We start from the raw sequence: 21,411 nt of genomic DNA on the forward strand, positions 1-21,411 counted from the left end.
TTCGATACGGCGGGAGGAAGCCTTTTTTTGAATAAAAAGTCTGATGTTTGGTAAGCTTTCAAGTGTATCGCATCAGCCACAAACACAAGCCCGTGGAAAAAGCATATTGATCTTCTCCATCTGCCGCTCAGACAGAAAAAACAACTCATTCACAAACTCATCCTCTACTGGCGAACCGGCGAATCACAATTGATCGTTCAGCCCAACAAACCAGCAGATCCTGATTCTAATTGGCCGCATTCTTGTTTTTTGCATTGAAAAACAAGAAAAAATACATCATGTACAATAGTTTAAAACAGTACAATAAGAACGAAAAATAATTATCAGTTTTTGTATGGTTTGACGGATGACAAAATGCACTGTACCCAAAATAATACTCTGGATCCTTATGATAAATTATATCATAAGGAAAATTAGAGTAAATTATAACGCCTAAAAACGATGCAAATGGAATAAAGCCATATTTAAATTTTGAAAACCAAAGAATAACCAAAGAATAACCAAAGAATAACCAAAGAATAACCAAAGAATAACCAAAGAATAACCAAAGAATACATTAAAAATTCAAGAAAATAAAATATAAAATAAACAGACCCATCGACCATAATGTATTTATATTTTTTCAAATGAGTTATTTTTATTAAACATTCAATTTTTTTCAAATCCATTAAAACGTAAAATGAATAAAAAGAAACATAAATCAATACAAGACAGATCAAAGAATATGCAATATTTTTCGAAAAAACATTCATTTTAATATTTTCCACAATATAAATGAATAATAATAGAATTATTTAACATATATTTACAAAATCCCGAAATCTAGAAATGCGATTTAGATACACGACTGACAATCAGAAGATGACTGTTGCAGCGAGTGTCAACATACCCCAAGTTTTTGGGTGAAGTCTTTCTGTGAAAGCGAGGCGCTCCATATCTGCTCTCAACAAAGACCGTCAGAATATTTCTTCAAATCCATATCTACGGATCTTTTATCAAATACCCCCAGAGACAAACAAGAAACAGGTCATCCCTCTTCTCCACTATCCGCCAGACAGCGGAGAAGAAAACGATCCAGGTCAGTGCGTATCAGGCAGAGCGTAGACAACCAGTTCATCGCTGACCGGTGTCATCATGAAGTGATGCCCTCCGGCCATGATCGCAACATACTGCCTGCCCTTGTACTCATACGTCATTGGTGTGGCCTGTCCGCCACCTGGCAGAACGGCGTTCCAGACTTCCTTGCCTGTTTTCAGGTCGAAAGCGTGGATGAGGTTGTCTGTCGTCGCTCCAACAAACACCAGTCCCCCAGCCGTAATGACCGGACCACCATTGTTAGGTGTGCCGATTGTCAGCGGCAGGTAGGTTGGAAGCCCCCACGGACCGTTGGCGCGGGCGCTGCCCAGCGGATGTTGCCACAGCACTTTCCTTGTGTGCATGTCGATCGCCGTAATCATGCCGTACGGCGGTTTGTTGCACATCATGTTGGTAAACTTGTTCCAGAAAGGCGTCACGACGATACCATAAGGCGTATCGGCCATTGCGCCATTTCCTTCGGCTCCACCAGCCTTGGGGTTGAAATGGGGGCTGTCGATCGGCAGCAGGCCGAGTTCATCGGCCCTGGTGCGGTCAACAAGCTGATCCCGCATCGGGGTGTTGTTCCAGTTGGCGATCAGGATACCGGTTCTGGCGTCATACGCCATGCTGCCCCAGTCGCTGCCGCCATTGTAGCCCGGATATTCAATCCATGGCCTGTTGATCTCGGGCGCAGTAAATTCACCCTCATATTTCGACTTGCGGAACAGGATACGGCAGTAAAGCTGGTCGATCGGGGTCATGCCCCACATGTCGCTTTCCTTGAGATCAGGAAAACCAAGACGCGGCATACCGACCGACCAGGGCTGGGTTGGAGACCGCGGATCGTTCGGCACATCAGTGGCTGTCGGAGCCGGACGTTCCTCAACCGGCAGAACCGGTTTTCCCGTGCGCCGATCCAGCACGAACGTCTGACCTCGCTTCGACGGCACGATCAGCGCAGGAACAGTGCCATCCGCCGTCGGCATGTCGATCATGGTCACCTGAGAACCCATGTCGTAATCCCAGACATCCTTGTGCACGGTCTGGAAGACCCAGCGCGGCGAGCCGGTTTTGACGTCGATGGCGACAATGGAAGAGGAAACAGCATTTTCCTCGGGAGAGCGCATGGCGCTGTAATAGTCGGCCGCAGAATTACCCGTCGGCACGTAAACCAGCCCCAGCGCATTATCACCCGTCATGGTCGCCCAGGAATTCGGTGTGCCGCGACTGTAGTGCTCACCTTCTTTCGGCTCGCCATGGTCGTTGGGGCGGTTGACGTCCCAAGCCCACAGGAACCGTCCGGTTTCCGCGTCGTAACCACGGATCACACCGGACGGCGCCCAGCGTCGCTGACCATCAAGCACTTCCTGATTGGTCACAACAGCGCCGTTCACGACCGGCACAGGGGCGGTGATGGAGACGAATCCCGGCACCGACTCTCCCATCCCTTTCATGAGATTGACTTCGCCGTGATAACCGAAGCCTTCGCACTTCCGCCCTGTCTCCGCATCGACCTCGATCAGACGCATATCCAGCGTGCCTTCGAGAATACGGTTGTGACAGGGCTGTCCCTCAGGAACGGTCGAGGACGTGTAATAGGTTACGCCCTTGCAGGCCGCCGTGTAGGGAATGCTCTCGTATTTGACACCAGCCTTGAAATGCCAGACTTCCTTGCCTGTCGCAGGATCAATCCGCATCATGTCGTTCATGGCGGAACACATATAGAGCCCGTCACCGACCTTGATCGGCGTGGTCTCGGCCGCCCATTTGTTGGCCTGTCCCGGACCGGGCTTGCTACCCGTGTGATAGACGAACGCCTGCCTCAGTTGCCCCACATTTTCAGGCGTGATCTGATCCAGCGGGGAATAGCGCGTGGCGTTGCTGTCGCGGCCATAAGCCGCCCAGTCGTCGTGAGCAGGATGACTGCTTTCCTGATCCACTGCCGGAGTGGCTTCGCTGGGAGGCGCTGGCGGCCCGTCCGGAATATTCGCAGCATTCACACCGCCCGCCTGAGGCGCGCTGGGTGACGGTGCGCCATACCAGCTTCCGGGATGAGGCAGAGCATCCTTGCTGGCTCCACTCCTCTCGCCCGGTGGATCTTCATTCTTGGATGGAACCTGAGCCCATGACGCCGTTACAGGCGCAAGGAGAGACGGCAGCCCACAGACGATGGTTGCCGCCAGCAGAGTGGTTTTGCGCGTCATACCGCACTTCCTCTGAGAGATGTCTTGCGCTGGGTACGACGCAGAACCGGAATGGTGAGCAGCACAGCAATAGCGACAAGGCTGGGTCCGAACAGGCGGGGAAGAAGTCCCCAGCCATCCATTCCGACTTCCCAGAAAGCCCAGGGCCAGGTGCAGAGCCACGCCGCAAGGTAGACAAATGCTCCGGCGACATGTCCGAACACCATCAGAACACCACCTGTGATGATCGTCGCTCCGAAAAGCACGTAATATAAGGAGCCACCCAGAGTCGCCAGTTGCGCCCCCATGATGAGCAGGGGCAATCCAAGCAGGACAAGCAGAACTGCCACAGCAAATGTGGCCCACTCCGCCGCGCTTCTGGGACGGTGAACAGTTTCCATGAAAAAACTCCGGCTGCGTTAACTCGCTGCACCGGCATAACGCCGGTCGGGATGAAGTGTTTCCATCTGGCAAAACTCCCTGCCGTGATTTACCGACGAACCAGATCGGGTGGTAAATCCTGATGACACTCTTTCGGAGAATGAAATGCGGCGAATAAGCGTTGCTGCAGGACTACTGTTCTGCTTTTCGGCCCATGCGCAGGAAGCCATCACCACACCTGAGAGAATGGACGGGCCATGGGTGGCCTTGCATCATTCTTCCGATGGCGGCGAGCATGTCGATGCCTGTATCCTCAAGGCCAGTGGACTGGCGCTTCAGTTCCAGGCGACACAAAAGGCTGCCTCCATTCAGGTCGCTGACGAAAGCGCCTCAAGCGGACAGTCCCTGCCTGTAACCTTGAAAGCCGGCAGCTTCTCAAGAACATTCCAGATGACATCGACAGCGTCAGAGAGCCTGTCAGCCCGCATCAAAGCTGAAGCCATGCGAACCATTCTGGACGCTTTCAGAAAAGCGCCGTCCGTGATCGTTCAGATCGGCTCGACCGATGGCGAGCCGATCCCTCTGGAAGGAAACACGCGGACTCTCGACGCCTTTCTTTCCTGCATGAAAACACATGCGTTCGACGGGCTGGAAAAAGGGGGCAGCAAAGTCCGGCATTAACGGACTCGCAGGTACCTACTTCCCGCACTCCCTTCTGGAAACGGACTGCAACGCCTTGAAGCGTCAGATAGCGTCAGATACCTATCCAGATGGCGGCCAGCACGAAAATGGCTCCCAACGTGACGAGAACCATCGTTCCGGCGGCATTGCCTGGCATGACAGCGGGAAGTTCAGCCACAAATCTTGCCGCGGCCAGCAGCATCAACGCGCCAACGATAAACACCACTATCCTGACAATGGACGTGGAACTGATGGGAAAACGTCTGATCGGCCGCATGGTGACTCCGGGTCCGCTCCTGTCCGGAAACTGGTGAGGAAGCAGTCCCATGCTCTATCAGCTCCCGGAGACAGGACAACCCTCGACTTCCGCTCTCTCTCATGCAGAAAACAGCAGGCGAGTGCCATGACGCTCATTCCGCACATATTTTTCTGCGCAAGCCCCAGAAGCTGTCTTCCCGATAACGGCAGGACACTCCTATAAGCATTCATGCTCAAAGGGTTCCTCACTGTTGGCGGCTGGACCATGCTCAGCCGCATCCTCGGCCTTGTCCGCGATCAGCTTCTCGCCGCTTTCATGGGCGCCGGACCGATGCAGGACGCCTATCAGGTCGCGTTCCGTCTTCCCAACATGTTCCGGCGTCTGTTCGGAGAGGGTGCGTTCAACGCCGCCTTTGTGCCGCTCTTTTCAGCCGAACTGACAACGGAAGGGGATGACACGGCCCGCACGATGGCGCGGCAGGTGTTTGGCGTTCTCCTGACATGGCTGGTGATCCTGTGCGTTCTGGGCGAGATTTTCATGCCCGCCGTTCTGCGCGTGATCGCTCCAGGCTTCGCCGAAAACGGGGAGCAGTACGAGCTTGCCGTTTCACTCAGCCGCATTACCTTCCCCTATCTTGTGCTGATCTGCGCGGCCGCACTCGTGTCCGGCGTGCTGAATGGACTGCACCGCTTCAGCATGGCCGCAGCCGCCTATCTCTCGTTCAATGTCGTCGGGATCGCCGCCGTCCTTTTTGCAACCCCGTTCTTTCCGGACGTCGCCCACACGGCGGCATGGGGCGTGACGGCATCCGGTTTCGTGCAGCTCGGCCTGCTCATGTACGCGGCCCGGAAAGCCGGTTTTGATCTCACCCCACTGCCCCCCCGCATCACGCCCAAGATCCGCCAGCTTGGACGACGGATGCTGCCTGGACTGATCGGCAGCGGCGTCACGCAGATCAACCTGACCATAGACACCATCATCGCGACCCTGCTTCCGGCCGGCAGCGTCTCGCTGATGTATTTTGCCGATCGTCTGAACCAGTTGCCTCTTGGCGTGCTCGGGGCCGCCGCCGGAACGACGCTCCTGCCGGTCCTGACCAGACATCTGGCTTCAGACGACATCGACTCAGCCCATGCCGCACAGAACCGGGCCATGGATTACGTCCTGATGCTCACCCTGCCCTCCATGGCCGGACTGCTGGTTCTCGGCACGCCCATCATGCAGGTTCTGTTCGCGCATGGCTCTTTCAGCCTGCTGGACGCAGCCCTTTCCGCCCAGTCACTGCGGGCCTATGCGCTCGGCCTTCCTGCCTTCGTTCTGGCGAAGGTCCTGGCTCCGGCCTTCTTCGCGCGCGGTGACACGTCCACACCTGTCAAAATCGGTTTCTTTACCCTGATGATCAACCTGATCCTCAACCTGCTGCTGATGAAACCTCTGGCGCATGTCGGGCCTCCTCTCGCCAGCAGTCTCGCGGCAATCCTGAATGTCAGCATTCTTGGAGCTCTTCTTATCCGGCGTGATGCTCTTCGTCCGGAGCCAGCCATGCTCCGACGGATTGCGCTGATGGGCCTGGCGGCCTCTGTCATGGCGTTGGCCTTGCTCGGGCTGAACAGCCTGCTCATCCTGCCTGCGTCACACGTGACATTCTGGCTGGCGATCCTGCTGTCCTGTGAAGTCCCAATGGGCGGGCTGCTCTATCTGCTGTCTCTCCATCTGTTCGGCGTTCTGGATCTGGCGAATGCGCTTGATGGCCTGAAACGCCGCCTGAATCGGAAACGTGGCAGGATCTGATTATGGAGAACTGGGCTGAGTGGTTTTGCTTGCCGTATAGGGCTCTGAAACCAAGCAACGACGAGGCTGCTTCTGACTGATGATGTCCGCCTGTGCCGCTCAGAATCACACAGGCACATGCTGCCGCATAAGGAAGAGCTATTTCCGCTCAATTCCGCAAAAAGTTCATCAGAACAGTGATTACGCAGACAATACGCCGATCAGAACAAGAGATATTTTCAAAGAAAAAATCTCTTGTGACCCTGTATTGAACCTTCAGTATTGTTATTTATTTTCAGTGTTGCAACACAAATAAATCAGCTACAGCATCCTGTTCTTTAAAAAGAACGCTCTCCACATAAACTCGGTGATATCAGGATGCCAACCGCTTCCCCCGTTTTACTTCGCCGGCTGCGGTGAAGCCGGTTTCTTCCCTGCTGTCCCCAGAATATTATCTTCACTGACAAAACGAAGCGTCTCCTGCGCCTCGGTCAGCGCGGCGACAGCTTCGTCATTTTTCCCGCCCTCAAAGAGAACCGAGGCACGGTAAACATCAGCCGTGAAAGCCTGCTGCGGCGCGATGGCGAGCACGAACTGGACGTCCACACCTGCCTTTTCCAGCCCTTCAGCAGCAGCTTTCGGCTGTCCTTTCTTCATCAGGTCATTGGCCTCGGCAATGGCCTGCTGCTGGCCGGGAGACTGCTTCGCCTCAGACGAAATGACATATTGCCCAAGCACAGGCAGCCACAGCACAGGGCCCGTCGTGGCGACTGAAGAAGGCAGTCGGCCCGGATGCCCGGCGGGCACAGCAGCGGCAGGATGAAGCTCGTTCTCAGCCTTCAGAAACTGACGATTATCCTGCGTCGCCCGGGTCAGCGTCCGGTTGGCGTCAGCCAGTGCGTCGGTGGCGATCTTATGGTCTTTGGCGATAATCGCCCTGCGGGCCACATCCACGTCAGCAAAAGCTCTCAGGCCCTCCTGCGAAAGACGACCGAAATCCTGATTAACCTGCCTCGCCGTCACAGGGGCCGCAAAAGCAGGCTGGGCACAGACTGCGGCAGTCACGAGAGCCGAGGTCAGAAAAGCGCGAATAGTCATGAATTTCTCCAGGAAAACGATCACCATACATTGACCCATCCGGCTTCAGATAAAAGCCAGAGAGATGCAATACCGCCTACAGATTTTGGCATGGAACAGTTTTCAACAATTTCGAGGGCTGTTTCCCGGGATTATCCGCTTTACAGGATATGAAGACACCCCCCTATCAATTGCGAATAAATATCATTTACAGAAACCGGCTCCACCATGGCTTTCTCATCCTACTACCTGCCCCGCCTGCTGATTGCATCCCTTCTGGCCTACCCGGCGGGGCTGGTCGTCGCAACCTTCCTGCCCCAGTTGCTCCACATGCCTCGACCTGATTCCTTTTTCGTGGCTCAGGTTGGAGCGGTCATCGTGGTGCCCACCACGGTTCTGACCATCTTCGGAACACGCTCGCTCTGGGGAGGATTGCTGGCGGCGGTCGCGGTCATTGCCACCACAATGCTCATTGCGCTCCCGCTTGCTGCTTTTGGACCTTAGTGACGCGATGACAGTCACACATAAACAGAGCGTGCCCTCCCTGCGTATGCGCATGGGGTGGCTTCACGCATGGGTCGGATTTATTGCGGGCCTGATTCTGGTGTGTATTTTCGCGACCGGAGCCATGGCCATCTTTGATACGGAACTCACTGAGTGGATGCAGCCGGAAACCCCATCCGCACAGCCCGGGATTCCCTCCGCCGCCGCGCTTGAGCAGGCCGCCGCCGTCGTTGCCGCCCAGGAAGGCAAGGAGAAGAACCGCATCTTTCTCAGCCTGCCTTCAGAGCGCGATCCGCTGCTCCATGTGAGCTACATGGAGCATGACGTCTTCAAGAGTAAGACCTTCCATCCCCAGACCGGACAGACTGTTCCTCTGCGCGAGACGGTGGGAGGGATGCTTTTCTTCTCCTTTCATTACACTCTTTATATGGGCCGCATGTTCGGTGTCATCTTCGTTCAGACGCTCACCATCGGCATGCTGGTCACGCTCGGCTCAGGAATCATCATCCACCTGAAAGCCCTGCTCCCCAACCTGGTGGCCTTCCGCCCGCAATCCAGCAGCCCTCGTCCATGGATCGACGCCCATGTGATCGCCGCCGTGCTGTTCCTGCCTTTCATGTTCATGATCGCCTACACAGGCGTTCTCATTCATGCGAATCGCTTCTTCCCCAATACGGCTACAGAGCGTCCCAACCGCGACGAGCCGGACAGGAATGGTCATCGCCAACTGTCCCCCCTGCCGTCGCTTGCGCCCCTGCTGACGGACGCGGCTGGAACTTTCGGAGCAGACAAGCTCGGATTCATCCAGTTTTCTCCGAAAACAGTGACCGTCGTGCGGGCAGACAGTTCCCGGATCGGTATCAGCCGGGATCATATTGATTATGACCGCATCACAGGCGAACGCATCGGTCTGGTCAGTAAAGACAGCCCGGCCGCCCGTACCTCCCAGTTTCTCAGTGGGCTGCATATGGCGCGCTGGGCTCCCATTTCCGTCCGCTGGCTCTATTTTATTTCAGGCTGCGCCGGTTATGTGATGTTCGCCACTGGGCTGGTGATGTTCCTCATCAAACGCCGCCGCACAGCTACACAAAAGAACTCCCTACCGATGGAGGTTGCGGAAGGACTGGCTCTGGGAACCGTGCTGGGCATGCCTCTGGCCTGCGCTGGCGTGCTCTGGATGAACCGGCTGCTTCCGGCTGATCTTCCCACCCGCGTTACGATTGAAGGATCGACACTGTTTGTCCTGTGGGGCGCACTGACAATCCATGCGCTTGGTCGGGCGTTCGGGCGCAAGGTGATGAAGGGATGGATCGAGCAGAGCAGCCTGTTGTCCCTGCTGCTGTGCCTGCTTCCCGTCCTTGATCTTGCGACGCGCTGGAAATGGATCGCGGGGCAGGACCAGACGGTCTATGTCGCCGTCGATCTGACTGCCGTTGTTCTCGGTCTCATCGCCCTGCGGCTGTCGGTCGTTCTGAAGCGCAAGACCAACACCATCAACAATCTGCCTGAACCGTCTTTGTCAGAAGAAATCACGTCATGACCATGCTGACAGCGTCACTGTTGTTCAATCTTGTCCTGTGGAGCCTTTCGCTCGCCTGTCATGCCCGCTTGCAGAGCGGCTGGCAGAGACGCCGGAAGTGGTCTCCCTCCCGCCCCATCCGGCAGATCATGCAGGCAGGCAGAGCAGTTCCACCGATGGCCGGACTGGTCCTGTCGACTGTTCTGGCTGGAGCGGAAGGTGTCGTCGGATGGGTGGCGTGCGCCTCGCTCTCTGGCGTAATGATTGCTTCAGCCGACGCATGGTATGCACAGACATCAAGACAAATTCGAGCGGAATCAGGCTCTAGGAAGACTTGACCCTTTCTCCCAAACGAACGCTACGAAGCATGGACGCAAAGGTCTGCTCGAAGTCGGGAAAATCATCTTTGCCGACAGTCGCTGCTGATATTACAACTGCGGCATGATCCGAGTAAGCGTAATTGAACAGTTGGATAACAGGCATTCCCTCAGCTTTGCAGGAAATTCTGAGAGAAGCGGTCAGACGCTCCTTTACAGGATGACGGCAGGTTATTTCGACAAAATCATCGAGCGACATCTGCATCGCAAGAATCTGTCGATTGACGAATTCCTGAAGTCGCAAGACCGGATCTGATGGAAGATCATCAGGCAAAACCCGCCGTGTAATAACCAGATTGGGAGTAATCCCGGAGGTACCTGGACGTTCAGCCGTGAGAATGAGTGTCGAGGTGTCCCGCCAGCCCCGAGGACACACTATCGACATCTCCTGAATTGATGTCCTGACGCCAACCATCAGCGTTTCGCCCCCGGTGGTGGCCATTTCCCGTCTTTATCAAGAATAAGAATTTCGTCTGGATCGGGCGATGGAAAGGGATATCCTTGAGCTTTAAGTTTTTCAATTACACGCATACGGGCCTGATCTTCTTTCGAGCCCTTAAGAATACGGCTATCTAGAATATAACTAGCAGCAGTATCACCAAATTCACTATGCGCCCAGATATTTGCACCGTGATCGATCAGGATTTCCACTACGGGCCACTGGTCTGTTGCAGCGGCAGCAATCATTGGCGTCGAATTGTCATCTGGATTCCGTTCGTCTAGATTCTGATGTTTTTCAGCTAATAAGCGCACCGCATCAATATCAGATTCCATGACGGCCCCGTACATAGGCAGTATGTCCGAACGTCCTTTTTCGCCACTCACTGTATGATCCTTTTCTGAACATCCGGAGAGTCTGGAGCAACCGACCAGAGATATTGCGCTTACAAGACTCACAAAAGCACGTCTTCGCTTCATGGGCAGTCATTGGCAGCAAGACTACCTTCAATAGCTGCCTGACGTAGCTTTAGTGCATCCATCACAGATCCCATGAAGTGCAGCTTGACACTGCGCACCGCGTTATGGAGTCCCAGCGAAGAAACATTCAAAAGCCGGTCTTTCAAAGTATAGTGGTCAGCCGGATCAAGCGCCCATGTTCTGGTCGCAAGAGCGTGGGGCATACCAGGAATTCGTTGACTGGCATGCAGAACTTCTCCACGGACATAAATCATATCCACTTCGCTGGAAACGGGATGCGGCACGGTCCGGGCGTTCAGACCGGCCGGATTGATCGTCGTGGCCGGCAGACCGGAGGCTCTTGAGGCGGCACTCGCCATGCCACCTCCAAGCGAGTGTCCGGTCAGTTGTGCTCCTGTGCCGACAGGGGATTGTTGCACACGTCGTGCTATGAATTGAGCCTGATCGTAATAAAAAGTTTCCCGACCAATTCCTTGATTAAGATTGGCTCCCCAGTCCTGTTTACCTGACGTTCCTTTATAGGCAACAAGAGGTGCACCGGTTTTCTCATTTATGAATACAGCAGCGCGAAATTCGGTTGATTTGCCTGTACGCCTGTCTATCGGATGCTCCAGCATAGCCTGACTGAGGCGGAGCTTGCGCAGATCATCTTCCGTTGCATTGCGATAACCGTCGGGAGGCTGGCGTTTTTCAGGAGGATCATATGCCGCGCTACTCGCCTGCGCATCTGTCATAAATCCAGCAAAAGTGGCTTCTTCGTTGCGAAGGGAAGTGCAAATTGTGGATTGGCGCGGTCCACCTATAAAAACATTGGAACTTCCGATGATGACAACACCACCGTGTTCCGTACGATCTCCCATACGGGCAGCAGGCTTCCCGTTGATGAATACCGAAGCCGAGCCTTCGCTAATCTTGTCCAGAGGACCATTGCAGGTTGCGATATCACCCACGCGAGCCGCTGAACGACCATTGATGAAAACATTTGGCGAGCCCGATGCAATAGGACCACCCACATGCGGCACCTGAGACGCCGTTTCTGGACAGGTGTGCATATCTGTAGTTCGGGCGGCGGGCTTACTTGAAGCCATATTCTCTCCAATATATTTCGGGCCATCCATTCGTCTTTGTGTGACAGCTTCATGGTTTTGCTAAATTTTGGAAAGACGGGGTTCACTGCAAAACTTCACACTCCGAAAGACCGATCCAACCCACGTCTGCTCTTCAGACGGGTGATGAAGCGGAATAAGGATGTCCGCCCTGATCAGAAGACGTTATATCCGGGAGCGGGAAACGCTCCTTGACACTTTCCCTCTGACCACACGCGAAACAAAGACAGTCGCCAAATCAGCCTTTACTGGCGCTTGCCCCGGTATCGTTCGCAGGCTTCTCAACGCTGGAAAGCACGGTTGAGACTGTGGAGCGCAGAACCTTCACAGTGACGTTCGGAGCTATTTCCACGTCGATTTCATCCATTTCCGGGGATGCCTTGCGCACGAGCCCGATGATCCCACCGGACGTGACGATCCGGTCACCACGACGCATATTTTTCAGGCTCTCTTTCAGCTTCTTCTGTTTCAGCTGCTGGGGGCGGATCATCATGAAATAGAAAATCACAAAAACCAGCACGTAAGGAAGCATCTGATACATGCCACTCAGGCCGCCTCCGGCACCACCAGCAGCCTGAGCGTAAGCAGGAGAAATAAGGAAATCACTCATTATGGTAACTTTTCGTCCGACGGGTTGCGGTCAGCCATAGCCGACTGATAGGCCGGGACCATAGATTTTGAGTGCGGTGCGTCAACCATGCTTTATGTCACCGCCTTCCACAACAGGACCGTTTTTCGGAAATCAAGATGACAACAGATATCATGCCCGTTCTGGAACGTATCGCCTCCGCACTGGAACGTCTTGCACCGGCTACGGCCACGCTGGACGGCCTGGACGCTGCTGGAGCCTTCATCTGGCAACCTCAGCGCGGCAGACTTTCTCCTGTCCGCGCCGTCTCGCATGTCGCCCTGAAGCTGCTTCAGGGAGTCGATTCCCAGAAACATCTGCTTCTGAACAACACGGCGCATTTTGCAGCGGGACTTCCCGCCAACAATGCAATGCTGTGGGGCTCACGCGGCACAGGGAAGTCCTCCCTGGTGAAAGCCTGCCACGCGGAAATCAATGCAACGCTTCCCGAGAACCAGCATCTGATCCTGATCGAGATCGAACGCGAGGACCTTGGCACCCTCCCCGATCTGATGGATCTGCTCCGCGCATCCGGTCGCCGCTTTATCGTGTTCTGCGATGATCTGTCGTTCGAGCGTGAAGATGCGGATTACAAGGCGCTCAAATCGGTCCTCGACGGCGGCATCGCCGGACGACCGGAAAATGTGCTGTTCTATGCCACCTCCAATCGACGTCACCTGATGCCGCGTGACATGATCGAAAATGAGCGCGCGACAGCCATCAATCCCTCGGAAGCGACAGAAGAAAAAGTCTCCCTGTCCGACCGTTTCGGTCTCTGGCTGGGTTTCCATGTCTGTCCGCAGGATGTTTATTTCGACATGGTCAGAGCCTATGCCAAAGAGCGTAACCTTCTGATCTCAGATGAGGATCTTTGTGCCCGCGCCAACGAATGGGCCATCACAAGAGGCAATCGCTCCGGCCGTGTCGCCGCCCAGTTCATGGATGACCTGACAGCGTCTCTGAAAAGCGGCAGTCAATAAGTTTACAAGTTTTTGCCTGTTGATCTGTCTCACTTCACCGGGAGCGCCGAAGTGCTATAGGAAAATGACTTTATTTTTTATACCGTTACGAAAAGCAGTGCATGCTGTGCTTTATGAAATGTGAGCAGAGATACGATGGACCAGCCAACCACGACCGAACTGCCTGATGACTTCGAAGCTTCCTGCGAAACACCCCCGGAAGCGAAGCGTAACCAGGCGGTCGATCTGCGTCGTATCCATTGTGATCCCGATTTCTGGTATCCTGTCGCCTGGTCCCGTGAGCTGAAGCGCGGCAAGACGATCGGCGTGCGTTACGCCGGGCAGCCCATCGCGCTGGTCCGGCCTGAAGAAGGCAATATCTTTGCTCTCGAAGACCGGTGCGCCCACAGACAGGTTCCCCTGAGCAAAGGGCGTGTGCAGGGACAGTCGGTTCAGTGCTGCTACCACGGATGGGCTTATGGCCGGTCGGGACGCTGTATCGACGTCCCCTATCTCGGCAAGGGAAAGCTTCCAAACGGCGTGCGCACCTTCCCGGTGATCGAGCAGGACGGGCTGATCTTCGTGTTCCCCGGCGATCCGGAAAAAGCCAGGACGGTGCACCTTCCCGCCACGCTCGCCCGCGTGGATAACCCTGCCTACAAGACCCGTCGTTTTGGTCGTGAAGTCGGTTGCCACTACAGCTTCATGCATGAGAACCTGATGGATATGAACCATCAGTTCATGCACATGAAGCAGATGGGGCAGATGCGTCCCCGGTTCCTCGGGCAGAAACGTGAGCCCGGTCTTGTCGAGGCACGCTACTCCTTCGCCCGCACCGGCGGCAAGCAGCCGCTTGGCGAGGCGCTGATCTTCGGCGAGCGCAGGGATGCTTCAGCCAAGCATCAGGATCGTGATGTCATGACGATCCGCACGACCTATCCGTATCAGACCCTGCATATCCAGACAGGCGACGAAGATCCCGTGATGGATCTGTGGATTGCCTACACACCGCAGGACAAGGACCAGCTGACGAACCGCACATTCGGCCTTCTGTCAGTGAAACGTCCGGGTATTCCGGGCCTGCTTGATCTCGCATGGCCTTTCCTCATCGCGTTCACCGAGCGGATTTTCGCGGAAGACCGTGAAATCGTCGAGCTTGAACAGAAGGCGTGGAACGAACTGGGAGGAGACCACAACCTTGAGGTTTTCCCGGTCATCAACAATCTTCGCGCGCTTCTGGCCGAGTGTGGCGTTCCTGCCGACGCCGGCAAGGTGAATGCGCCAGCCGCCTGCGCTCCCACGTCCTGCAACAAGGCCAACCCACCTTCTGAAGCCGCTACCCGCCTTGTGGCAGTTGACGAGCCCCCTCCTTTCGCTCCCATTGCCGCAGCAAGTCCTTCGGCAGGTCAGGAAGCAGACAGCTCTGTCGAACAAACGACGACACCTTCTCCAGTGGCGCCGCCGAAACGGAAACGCCATCGGACCAGAAAACATCCCAGAGATGACTCCGTAACTCCTTCCGTTTCCTGAGAATATCGAGGCAATAGTGACTTTTCCGGTCGAACCGCCAAGGCTTATGGCTGGAACATTCTGTCTGCGTGGCCTCCGGCCTGACGACGCGGGGGCCATTCATGCGCAGGTCAACGACTGGAATGTCATCCGGATGCTCAGCCGGCTGCCGTTCCCATATCCGCGTGATCTGGCTGAACGCTGGATCACCAGCACGGTCGAGCAAGCGGAAAGCAGGACGGCCTATCACTTTGCGATCGAAAATCAGGCCGGTGCGGTCATCGGATGCATCGGCCTGACACTCAGCCAGACTGATGGTCAGTATCGCGGCTCACTGGGTTACTGGATCGGGCGTGAATACTGGCGGCAGGGCATCGCCACCCTTGCGTCCGACCGTCTGTGCAGATGGGCTTTTGCGAACCTGCCGGTTGACACGATTGAAGCGTCCGTTGCGCAGGACAATGTCGCTTCGGTTGCCGTGCTGAACAAGCTTGGCTTCAGACAGACAGGCGCCACCACTCAGGTGTTCACCGCCAGAGGCGGCAATGTGAATGTCCTGTTATTCAGCGCGTCCCGTGAAAGCTTCGACACTGCCCACCAGAACAAGCCTGCTGCAGAAACCGCCTCACTAACTGAACAGAGTGAAGAGCCCCGCCGTCTTGTGCTGGTTGTTGCCGCCATTCTGATTGACGCCAACAACCGCATCCTTCTCGCCCGACGCCCTGAAGGCAAATCACTCGCAGGGTTGTGGGAGTTTCCGGGGGGGAAAATGGAACCAGGCGAAGCGCCTGAAGTCTCGCTGGTCCGGGAATTACAGGAAGAACTTGGGATTGACGCCAGCCACGCCTGTCTTGCGCCTTTCACCTTCGTGTCCCACAGTTACGAAACATTCGATCTGCTGATGCCGATCTACCTCTGTCGGCAGTGGCAGGGACATCCGGAAGGCCGTGAAGGACAGAAGCTCGCGTGGGTCGAGGCTGGTGATCTGGATCAGTATCCGATGCCGCCCGCCGATATTCCCGTCATTCCCTTTTTGCGTGATTTTCTTTGAGTGTTTAACACCTTACTGTTTTCACTGTTTACGAAAAAACGAGATACCGGTCATGAATCCCTCTTCAGCTCTTATCGTTATCGGCAACGAAATTCTTTCCGGTCGCACTCAGGATGCCAATATCCGCTTTCTGGCGACACAGCTCGGCGATATTGGAGCACCGCTCAGGGAGGTTCGGGTCATCCCCGACGTACGGGAGACGATCATCGCTACCGTCAACGAGATGAAAGCACGTTACGATCAGGTCTTCACGACGGGTGGGATCGGGCCGACCCATGACGACATCACCGCCTCGTGCGTGGCCGAGGCCTTTGGCGTTCCGCTTGAACTCCATGCGGAGAGCGCTGCCCTGCTGGAGGAGCATTACGGCACGGATCAGTTCACGTCCGCCCGCCAGCGGATGGCCATGCTGCCGCGAGGCGCAACCCCTATCAAGAACACAGCTTCCATCGCTCCAGGATTTTCAATCGACAACGTGCATGTCATGGCGGGTGTGCCGTCCATCATGCAGGCGATGTTTCATGCCGTGAGCCCGACCCTCAAACAGGGTCAGCCGATCCGGTCGAAAACCTGGCACGCGCTCGGCATCTATGAGAGCGTCATCGCCGCAGCTCTGGAAGCCGTCCAGAATCGTTATCCTGATCTGGATCTCGGCTCCTACCCGTTCAAGCGGCCCGACGGACGCGGTGGTGTCGCTCTTGTCGCCAAAGGCTCGGACCCCGCTCACCTCGAAGCCGCTTCGCAGGCGATCCATGACCTGATCGTTGCGACCGGAAAAACGCCAATAGAGGGTGAGCCCAAAGCCTGAACAGCACTCTCTTAAAGCCCATAACGCAGGAAGGCCCGGAAACAACATTCCGGGTCTTCCTGTGATGTCACAACCCGAAAAATCAGGTCAGCGCGCTGCGTCCCATGGCGAGGAATTTTTCACGCCTCTGAGCCACAAGCGCAGCCGCACCTTCGCTCAGCAGCGGCATCAGCTCCTCAGCAATCGACTGTCCAAGTTTCTCGACCATCGACTGGGGATCACGCTGCGCGCCTCCGACCGGCTCTTCGATGATCCGGTCGATCAGTCCGAGCTTCCGCAGGTCCTGAGCCGTCAGACGCAATGCCTCGGCGGCTGTTGCGGCCTGCTTCGGGTCACGCCAGAGAATCGACGCACAGGCTTCCGGTGAAATCACCGAATAAATGGCGTTCTCCAGCATCAGAACCCGGTCAGCCGTCGCCAGAGCGACAGCGCCACCCGACCCGCCCTCGCCGATCACGGTTGCAATCAGCGGCACAGACACTGTCAGGCAGGTTTCAATCGACCGGGCAATGGCTTCAGCCTGACCGCGGGCTTCCGCGTCAATGCCGGGCCAGGCGCCGGACGTATCCACAAAAGTGAGAATCGGAAGGCGGAAACGGCTGGCCATCTCCATCAGACGGATGGCTTTCCGGTAGCCTTCCGGACGCGCCATGCCAAAGTTATGCTGAAGGCGGGTTTCGAGATCGGAGCCGCGCTCTGTCCCGATCACCACCACGGACTGTCCGTTGAAACGACCGAGACCTCCAATGATGGCCTTGTCATCCGCAAACTGCCGATCACCCGCAAGCGGCGTGAAATCGGTGATCAGGCCCCTGATGTAATCGAGGGTATGCGGGCGCTGCGCATGGCGTGCGACCTGCACCTTCTGCGAAGGTGTAAGTTTGGCATAGAGACCACGGAGCTGCTTCTCGACCTTTTCAGAGAGGCGGCCGATTTCGTCAGAAATACTGACGCCATCACTCCCGCCGTCTGCTGCTGCGGCCGTGTTGCGAAGGCCATCGATCTTGGTCTCAAGTTCGGCGACCGGCTTTTCGAAATCCAGAAACTGACGCATGGTCGACGCCGATAGCACACTCACAGACAAATCCAAGCGTGCTGATCGTCCACTCTGCAATTTCTTGATGCGTTTTTCTTCGGGAGCGCTTTTTCAGGGCTCTTCCTGCCTGTCCTGACCCGCATCCCCATCCGGGAGTTTCCCCAGCGGATGATGCGATTCGACAACTGCCCGAAGACGGTCCGCCTGCACATGGGTATAGATCTGGGTGGTCGTGATATCGGCATGGCCGAGCAACATCTGAAGCACGCGGAGATCCGCTCCATGCGCCAGCATGTGAGTGGCAAACGAATGACGCAGCACATGCGGCGACAGGCGTGCTGGATCGATTCCGGCTCGCGCACCAATATCTGCGAGAATTTTATCGAATCCCTGCCGCGTGATCGGACGTAAAGGCGTGCGGCCGGGAAAAAGCCAGAGACTCTTCTTCGCCCCGTCTTCCTGCAGCAGGGCCGTGACAGCTTCACGCGCAGGCTCCGACAGAGGCACAAGGCGCTCCCGGCCACCCTTGCCGCGAACCATCAGCATCCGGGCTTCCTCCCGGAACATGTCCCGTCTCAACGCCAGCAGTTCCGAGATTCGCAATCCGGTGGAGTAGAGCAGTTCCAGCGCTGCGCGGCCCAGCAACAGGCGGCGACGCTGTGCGGGACTGTTGTCCGGCGCGCAGGCTGAAGCGTGGATCAGCGTCGAGACTTCGGTTTCCGTGAGAAATTTCGGGAGTGTCTGCCCGGGCGAGGGCGCATCGAGCTGGCTGGCCGGATTGTCGCGCCGCCGTCCCTCACGAAGCAGAAAGAGATAGAACTGACGGATACAGGAAATCCGGCGTGCGATGGTGCGGCGGGCCAGTTTGTCTGACGCCATGTCCGCGACCCATCGACGCAGGGCCTCCACTGACGCCGTGGCCAGCGTTTCCCCTTCAGTCGCGAGACTCGCTCCGCAATGCTCAAGATCTCTTGTATAGGCGGCGAGAGTCGCCGGAGCCGCTGCCCGCTCAGCCGCCAGCATTTCCAGGAACGAATCGACTGTGTCCTCGGTCACACCCGCCTCCCTGTTGCCGAAGTGGGTTCCCTGAACTCACTCTCGCAAAAGACGCTGAACATTTCCTGCCAGAGAGCCTCATTCCAGAGCAGTTCATTCGCTCTCTGGAAACTCCTAGAGCATATCCAGTTTGAATGGACACATTCGAACTGGTGAATATGTTCGATAAACAATGAATTAGGGCAATTCCACTGAGCCAGAGTTCAGTGGAATTGCTCTAGTGTGCCTGAGCCGGCGCAGGGGTGACCGTCAGCGGGACAGTCGTGGGCGGCGTAACTGGCGCTGGCGCGGCCCCCGGAGTCGGAATCACAGCCTGAGGCGGAACAACGGAAATCGGCGCTGGCTGCGTTGCTGCCGTCAGACTGGCGACAGAGAGTTCCTTGTGAACCATCTGCTGGCTTGCGGGCGGTCCAGACGACAGGCCCAGCGAGAGAAGTCCGCCAAAGATGACGACAGCAGCGGCACCGGCTGCGATAAGGACGATTCGGCGCATTACAGCCTCGATTCTTTCAGTCTCGCAGCCGGTAATATCCGCCGCGTTCCCACGATGACGTGTGTTCGCCCGCTCTATGTTACGATGGCAGCCATGTCACGCCCATTCTTACCTGAACGGGGGAATGCAGCCCTGCCAGAGCAGACGCCTGCCATGCCTCCCTCCCCGCCTCCGGACATGGTCACGGAGTCTGCGCCCTGTCTGCCGCTCAATCTGGACGCGGTTCGCAGCAGCACAGGCTTCGGTCCACTCTGCGGTCGAAGCATTCTGCTGATCGGCCTTATGGGTGCCGGAAAATCAACAATAGGTCGCCGCCTCGCCCAGCGTCTCGGGCTCGGTTTTGTCGATGCCGACGCCGAGATTGAGCGCGCCGCGGGTTGCTCGATCAACGATGTCTTCCGCCTTTATGGGGAAGACGCGTTCAGAGATGGCGAACGGCGCGTCCTGAAGCGCCTGATCGACGGTCCCTCCCGCGTCATCGCGACGGGTGGCGGCGCTTTCATGAACGAACAGACTCGCGCCCTCATTCGCGAACGCGCCATCTCGGTCTGGCTGCGCTGCCCGCTGCATGTCCTGCTGAAACGGGTGAGCGGACGGACACACCGGCCCCTTCTGAACGGACCCAAACCGCGTGACGTGCTTGAGCAACTGATGCTCATCCGTCATCCGGTTTACGCTGAAGCCGATATCATCGTGCAATGTGGAGAAGACAACGTGGACAACGCCACAACCCGCGTCATCGAGGCGCTGGCTCTCAATCATCGCCCACGACGCCTGCCCGTGCAGCTTGAACGCAACCCTTACGAAGTCATCATCGGCACTGGCCTGATAGAGCGGGCAGGTGCGCTTCTGTCGGCAGTGCTGCCGCAGAAGCGTGTCATCGTGATCTCCGACACGACGGTGGCGGAACTCTATCTTCATCCCCTGCTGGAGTCTCTGGCGGACTCCGGTTTCGCCGTTCAGAGCATCGTGGTGCCGCCCGGCGAGCAGTCGAAATCGCTGAGCGAGTTCCAGCGTGTCACGGACGCCATTCTGGAACGGAAAGTCGAACGTCGGACGACAGTCATCGCGCTTGGCGGCGGAGTCATCGGCGATCTGGCGGGATTCGTCGCTTCAGCCACACTCCGCGGCCTGCCCTTCGTGCAGATGCCGACAACGCTGCTGTCACAGGTCGACTCCTCCGTAGGCGGCAAGACCGGCATCAATACGTCCTGGGGCAAGAATCTTCTGGGCGCATTTCATCAGCCCGCGATGGTTCTGGCGGATGTTTCCAGCCTCGCGACACTGCCTGTGCGGGAGATTCGGGCGGGTTATGCCGAAATTGTGAAGGCCGGTCTCATAGGCGACCCGGACCTGTTCACCTGGTGCGAGCGGCATGGCGCTTCTGTCATCTCGCAGGACCCGGATATGCTGGCTGAAGCTGTCGAACGGGCCTGCGCTTTCAAGGCCGCAATCGTGACCGACGACGAGTTCGAGGAGAAGCCTGAAGGCGGCCGCGCGCTTCTCAACCTCGGGCACACCTTTGGCCACGCCCTTGAGGCGGAGATGGGTTACAACGGCGCCCTTCTGCATGGAGAAGGCGTCTCCATCGGCCTCCGTCTGGCTTTCATGCTTTCCGTGCGACTGGGTTACTGCCCTCAGGCAGATCTCGATCGAGTGACCGCCCATCTGGATGAAACCGGCATGCCAGCGCGGATTTCCCAGCTTGAACGGCCCTTCGAGGCGCGCACGCTTCTTGACCACATGACGAGGGACAAGAAGATGCATGACGGCAGACTCAAATTTGTTCTGGTCCGAGGAATCGGCCAGGCATTTACCTGCCGGGATGTCCCGTTACAGGCGGTTCATGACGTTCTTGTGGAAGACGGATGTGCAGCAGATGCGATGCAGACACACGCTGACCGTGGAACTGACATCTAAAAGCCACATAGATCGTGACAGAACCCGCGCCAACCGGCTGTGTTTCAGCATCAAAGCCGGGGAAAACGGGCATTGGAAGATCTTTTGCGGCAGCAGAAA

Annotated in this window: 20 protein-coding genes and 1 pseudogene; 10 read left to right on the plus strand and 11 right to left on the minus strand. The window is 56.5% G+C overall.

Annotated features, from left to right (window positions below):
- Nucleotides 1-1,079: 1,079 nt before the first annotated feature.
- Entirely contained in the window at nt 1,080-3,281 is a 2,202-nt protein-coding gene (locus A0U92_RS08735) for a pyrroloquinoline quinone-dependent dehydrogenase (RefSeq protein ID WP_077812887.1), read from the minus strand.
- Nucleotides 3,278-3,661 carry a glycerol dehydrogenase gene (locus tag A0U92_RS08740; protein ID WP_077812888.1) on the minus strand — a complete coding sequence of 128 codons (384 nt, stop codon included), beginning with the start codon at nt 3,659-3,661 and terminating at the stop codon, nt 3,278-3,280. The genes A0U92_RS08735 and A0U92_RS08740 overlap by 4 nt, the downstream gene beginning before the upstream one ends.
- A gap of 145 nt (nt 3,662-3,806) precedes the next feature.
- Between A0U92_RS08740 and A0U92_RS08745 the strand changes: the two genes are divergently transcribed.
- Nucleotides 3,807-4,322: a hypothetical protein gene (locus A0U92_RS08745; protein ID WP_077814335.1), complete on the plus strand. Its 516-nt coding sequence runs from the start codon at nt 3,807-3,809 to the stop codon at nt 4,320-4,322.
- A gap of 73 nt (nt 4,323-4,395) precedes the next feature.
- Here A0U92_RS08745 and A0U92_RS08750 read toward each other — a convergent pair whose 3' ends face one another.
- Nucleotides 4,396-4,599 carry a hypothetical protein gene (locus A0U92_RS08750; protein ID WP_077812889.1) on the minus strand — a complete coding sequence of 68 codons (204 nt, stop codon included), beginning with the start codon at nt 4,597-4,599 and terminating at the stop codon, nt 4,396-4,398.
- Nucleotides 4,600-4,809: 210 nt separating this feature from the next.
- Here A0U92_RS08750 and murJ point away from each other — a divergent pair, with 210 nt between their 5' ends.
- Nucleotides 4,810-6,372: a murein biosynthesis integral membrane protein MurJ gene (murJ, locus tag A0U92_RS08755; RefSeq protein ID WP_077812890.1), complete on the plus strand. Its 1,563-nt coding sequence runs from the start codon at nt 4,810-4,812 to the stop codon at nt 6,370-6,372.
- A gap of 378 nt (nt 6,373-6,750) precedes the next feature.
- Here murJ and A0U92_RS08760 read toward each other — a convergent pair whose 3' ends face one another.
- Nucleotides 6,751-7,449 carry a YfdX family protein gene (locus tag A0U92_RS08760; protein ID WP_187668731.1) on the minus strand — a complete coding sequence of 233 codons (699 nt, stop codon included), beginning with the start codon at nt 7,447-7,449 and terminating at the stop codon, nt 6,751-6,753.
- Nucleotides 7,450-7,656: 207 nt separating this feature from the next.
- Here A0U92_RS08760 and A0U92_RS08765 point away from each other — a divergent pair, with 207 nt between their 5' ends.
- From A0U92_RS08765 to A0U92_RS08775, 3 genes are read left to right on the plus strand one after another with little or no spacing between them, the layout of a single operon-like run.
- Nucleotides 7,657-7,932, plus strand: coding sequence for a hypothetical protein (locus tag A0U92_RS08765; RefSeq protein ID WP_077812892.1), 276 nt, complete (start codon nt 7,657-7,659; stop codon nt 7,930-7,932).
- Nucleotides 7,933-7,939: 7 nt separating this feature from the next.
- A complete protein-coding gene (locus tag A0U92_RS08770) occupies nt 7,940-9,472 on the plus strand; it encodes a PepSY-associated TM helix domain-containing protein (RefSeq protein ID WP_236748055.1) in 1,533 nt (510 codons plus the stop codon).
- Complete coding sequence (locus A0U92_RS08775; RefSeq protein WP_077812893.1) at nt 9,469-9,789, plus strand: hypothetical protein; 321 nt, start codon at nt 9,469-9,471, stop codon at nt 9,787-9,789. Before A0U92_RS08770 ends, A0U92_RS08775 begins: the two co-directional genes overlap by 4 nt.
- On the opposite strand, the gene A0U92_RS08780 is transcribed toward A0U92_RS08775, so the two are convergent.
- From A0U92_RS08780 to yajC, 4 genes are all read right to left on the minus strand, one after another.
- Nucleotides 9,776-10,270, minus strand: a complete 495-nt coding sequence (locus tag A0U92_RS08780) for a DcrB-related protein (RefSeq protein ID WP_077812894.1) — start codon at nt 10,268-10,270, stop codon at nt 9,776-9,778. The two genes, A0U92_RS08775 and A0U92_RS08780, sit on opposite strands and share 14 nt — an antisense overlap.
- Complete coding sequence (locus A0U92_RS08785) at nt 10,243-10,653, minus strand: ankyrin repeat domain-containing protein (protein WP_149026432.1); 411 nt, start codon at nt 10,651-10,653, stop codon at nt 10,243-10,245. The genes A0U92_RS08780 and A0U92_RS08785 overlap by 28 nt, the downstream gene beginning before the upstream one ends.
- 89 nt (nt 10,654-10,742) lie before the next feature.
- Nucleotides 10,743-11,864, minus strand: coding sequence for a PAAR domain-containing protein (locus A0U92_RS08790; protein WP_236748056.1), 1,122 nt, complete (start codon nt 11,862-11,864; stop codon nt 10,743-10,745).
- Between the two features lie 226 nt (nt 11,865-12,090).
- Complete coding sequence (yajC, locus tag A0U92_RS08795; RefSeq protein ID WP_077812896.1) at nt 12,091-12,462, minus strand: preprotein translocase subunit YajC; 372 nt, start codon at nt 12,460-12,462, stop codon at nt 12,091-12,093.
- Between the two features lie 137 nt (nt 12,463-12,599).
- Between yajC and A0U92_RS08800 the strand changes: the two genes are divergently transcribed.
- The 4 genes and pseudogenes from A0U92_RS08800 to A0U92_RS08815 all read left to right on the plus strand — a co-directional run bounded on the left by A0U92_RS08800 (nt 12,600) and on the right by A0U92_RS08815 (nt 16,807).
- Nucleotides 12,600-13,460, plus strand: coding sequence for an ATP-binding protein (locus A0U92_RS08800; protein WP_077812897.1), 861 nt, complete (start codon nt 12,600-12,602; stop codon nt 13,458-13,460).
- A 135-nt stretch (nt 13,461-13,595) separates the two neighbouring features.
- Nucleotides 13,596-14,729: pseudogene (locus A0U92_RS08805) on the plus strand (Rieske 2Fe-2S domain-containing protein); the annotation flags it as partial.
- A gap of 286 nt (nt 14,730-15,015) precedes the next feature.
- On the plus strand, nt 15,016-15,999 hold the full coding sequence (gene mutT / locus A0U92_RS08810; RefSeq protein ID WP_077814338.1) for an 8-oxo-dGTP diphosphatase MutT: 984 nt from the start codon (nt 15,016-15,018) through the stop codon (nt 15,997-15,999).
- A 52-nt stretch (nt 16,000-16,051) separates the two neighbouring features.
- Nucleotides 16,052-16,807: a competence/damage-inducible protein A gene (locus A0U92_RS08815; RefSeq protein ID WP_077812899.1), complete on the plus strand. Its 756-nt coding sequence runs from the start codon at nt 16,052-16,054 to the stop codon at nt 16,805-16,807.
- 82 nt (nt 16,808-16,889) lie between these two features.
- Here A0U92_RS08815 and A0U92_RS08820 read toward each other — a convergent pair whose 3' ends face one another.
- The 3 genes from A0U92_RS08820 to A0U92_RS08830 form a co-directional block, all read right to left on the minus strand.
- A complete protein-coding gene (locus A0U92_RS08820; RefSeq protein WP_077812900.1) occupies nt 16,890-17,861 on the minus strand; it encodes an acetyl-CoA carboxylase carboxyltransferase subunit alpha in 972 nt (323 codons plus the stop codon).
- Between the two features lie 93 nt (nt 17,862-17,954).
- Nucleotides 17,955-18,899 carry a tyrosine recombinase gene (locus A0U92_RS08825; RefSeq protein WP_077812901.1) on the minus strand — a complete coding sequence of 315 codons (945 nt, stop codon included), beginning with the start codon at nt 18,897-18,899 and terminating at the stop codon, nt 17,955-17,957.
- A 217-nt stretch (nt 18,900-19,116) separates the two neighbouring features.
- Nucleotides 19,117-19,392 carry a hypothetical protein gene (locus tag A0U92_RS08830; RefSeq protein ID WP_077812902.1) on the minus strand — a complete coding sequence of 92 codons (276 nt, stop codon included), beginning with the start codon at nt 19,390-19,392 and terminating at the stop codon, nt 19,117-19,119.
- Nucleotides 19,393-19,545: 153 nt separating this feature from the next.
- Here A0U92_RS08830 and aroB point away from each other — a divergent pair, with 153 nt between their 5' ends.
- On the plus strand, nt 19,546-21,312 hold the full coding sequence (aroB, locus tag A0U92_RS08835) for a 3-dehydroquinate synthase (protein ID WP_077812903.1): 1,767 nt from the start codon (nt 19,546-19,548) through the stop codon (nt 21,310-21,312).
- Nucleotides 21,313-21,411: the final 99 nt, after the last annotated feature.

Source organism: Acetobacter aceti, from assembly GCF_002005445.1.
Taxonomy (GTDB): domain Bacteria; phylum Pseudomonadota; class Alphaproteobacteria; order Acetobacterales; family Acetobacteraceae; genus Acetobacter; species Acetobacter aceti_B.

Excerpts from the sequence above, each read along its gene's own strand:
- A0U92_RS08800 (WP_077812897.1), top strand. The coding sequence starts at position 12,600 with ATGACAACAGATATCATGCCCGTTCTGGAACGTATCGCCTCCGCACTG.
- mutT (WP_077814338.1), top strand. The coding sequence starts at position 15,016 with ATGGCTGGAACATTCTGTCTGCGTGGCCTCCGGCCTGACGACGCGGGG.
- A0U92_RS08770 (WP_236748055.1), top strand. The coding sequence starts at position 7,940 with ATGACAGTCACACATAAACAGAGCGTGCCCTCCCTGCGTATGCGCATG.
- yajC (WP_077812896.1), bottom strand. The coding sequence starts at position 12,462 with ATGAGTGATTTCCTTATTTCTCCTGCTTACGCTCAGGCTGCTGGTGGT.
- A0U92_RS08765 (WP_077812892.1), top strand. The coding sequence starts at position 7,657 with ATGGCTTTCTCATCCTACTACCTGCCCCGCCTGCTGATTGCATCCCTT.
- A0U92_RS08750 (WP_077812889.1), bottom strand. The coding sequence starts at position 4,599 with ATGCGGCCGATCAGACGTTTTCCCATCAGTTCCACGTCCATTGTCAGG.
- A0U92_RS08830 (WP_077812902.1), bottom strand. The coding sequence starts at position 19,392 with ATGCGCCGAATCGTCCTTATCGCAGCCGGTGCCGCTGCTGTCGTCATC.
- A0U92_RS08760 (WP_187668731.1), bottom strand. The coding sequence starts at position 7,449 with ATGACTATTCGCGCTTTTCTGACCTCGGCTCTCGTGACTGCCGCAGTC.
- A0U92_RS08775 (WP_077812893.1), top strand. The coding sequence starts at position 9,469 with ATGACCATGCTGACAGCGTCACTGTTGTTCAATCTTGTCCTGTGGAGC.
- A0U92_RS08820 (WP_077812900.1), bottom strand. The coding sequence starts at position 17,861 with ATGCGTCAGTTTCTGGATTTCGAAAAGCCGGTCGCCGAACTTGAGACC.
- A0U92_RS08790 (WP_236748056.1), bottom strand. The coding sequence starts at position 11,864 with ATGGATGGCCCGAAATATATTGGAGAGAATATGGCTTCAAGTAAGCCC.
- aroB (WP_077812903.1), top strand. The coding sequence starts at position 19,546 with ATGCCTCCCTCCCCGCCTCCGGACATGGTCACGGAGTCTGCGCCCTGT.
- A0U92_RS08740 (WP_077812888.1), bottom strand. The coding sequence starts at position 3,661 with ATGGAAACTGTTCACCGTCCCAGAAGCGCGGCGGAGTGGGCCACATTT.
- A0U92_RS08745 (WP_077814335.1), top strand. The coding sequence starts at position 3,807 with ATGCGGCGAATAAGCGTTGCTGCAGGACTACTGTTCTGCTTTTCGGCC.
- A0U92_RS08735 (WP_077812887.1), bottom strand. The coding sequence starts at position 3,281 with ATGACGCGCAAAACCACTCTGCTGGCGGCAACCATCGTCTGTGGGCTG.
- A0U92_RS08780 (WP_077812894.1), bottom strand. The coding sequence starts at position 10,270 with ATGGCCACCACCGGGGGCGAAACGCTGATGGTTGGCGTCAGGACATCA.
- A0U92_RS08815 (WP_077812899.1), top strand. The coding sequence starts at position 16,052 with ATGAATCCCTCTTCAGCTCTTATCGTTATCGGCAACGAAATTCTTTCC.
- murJ (WP_077812890.1), top strand. The coding sequence starts at position 4,810 with ATGCTCAAAGGGTTCCTCACTGTTGGCGGCTGGACCATGCTCAGCCGC.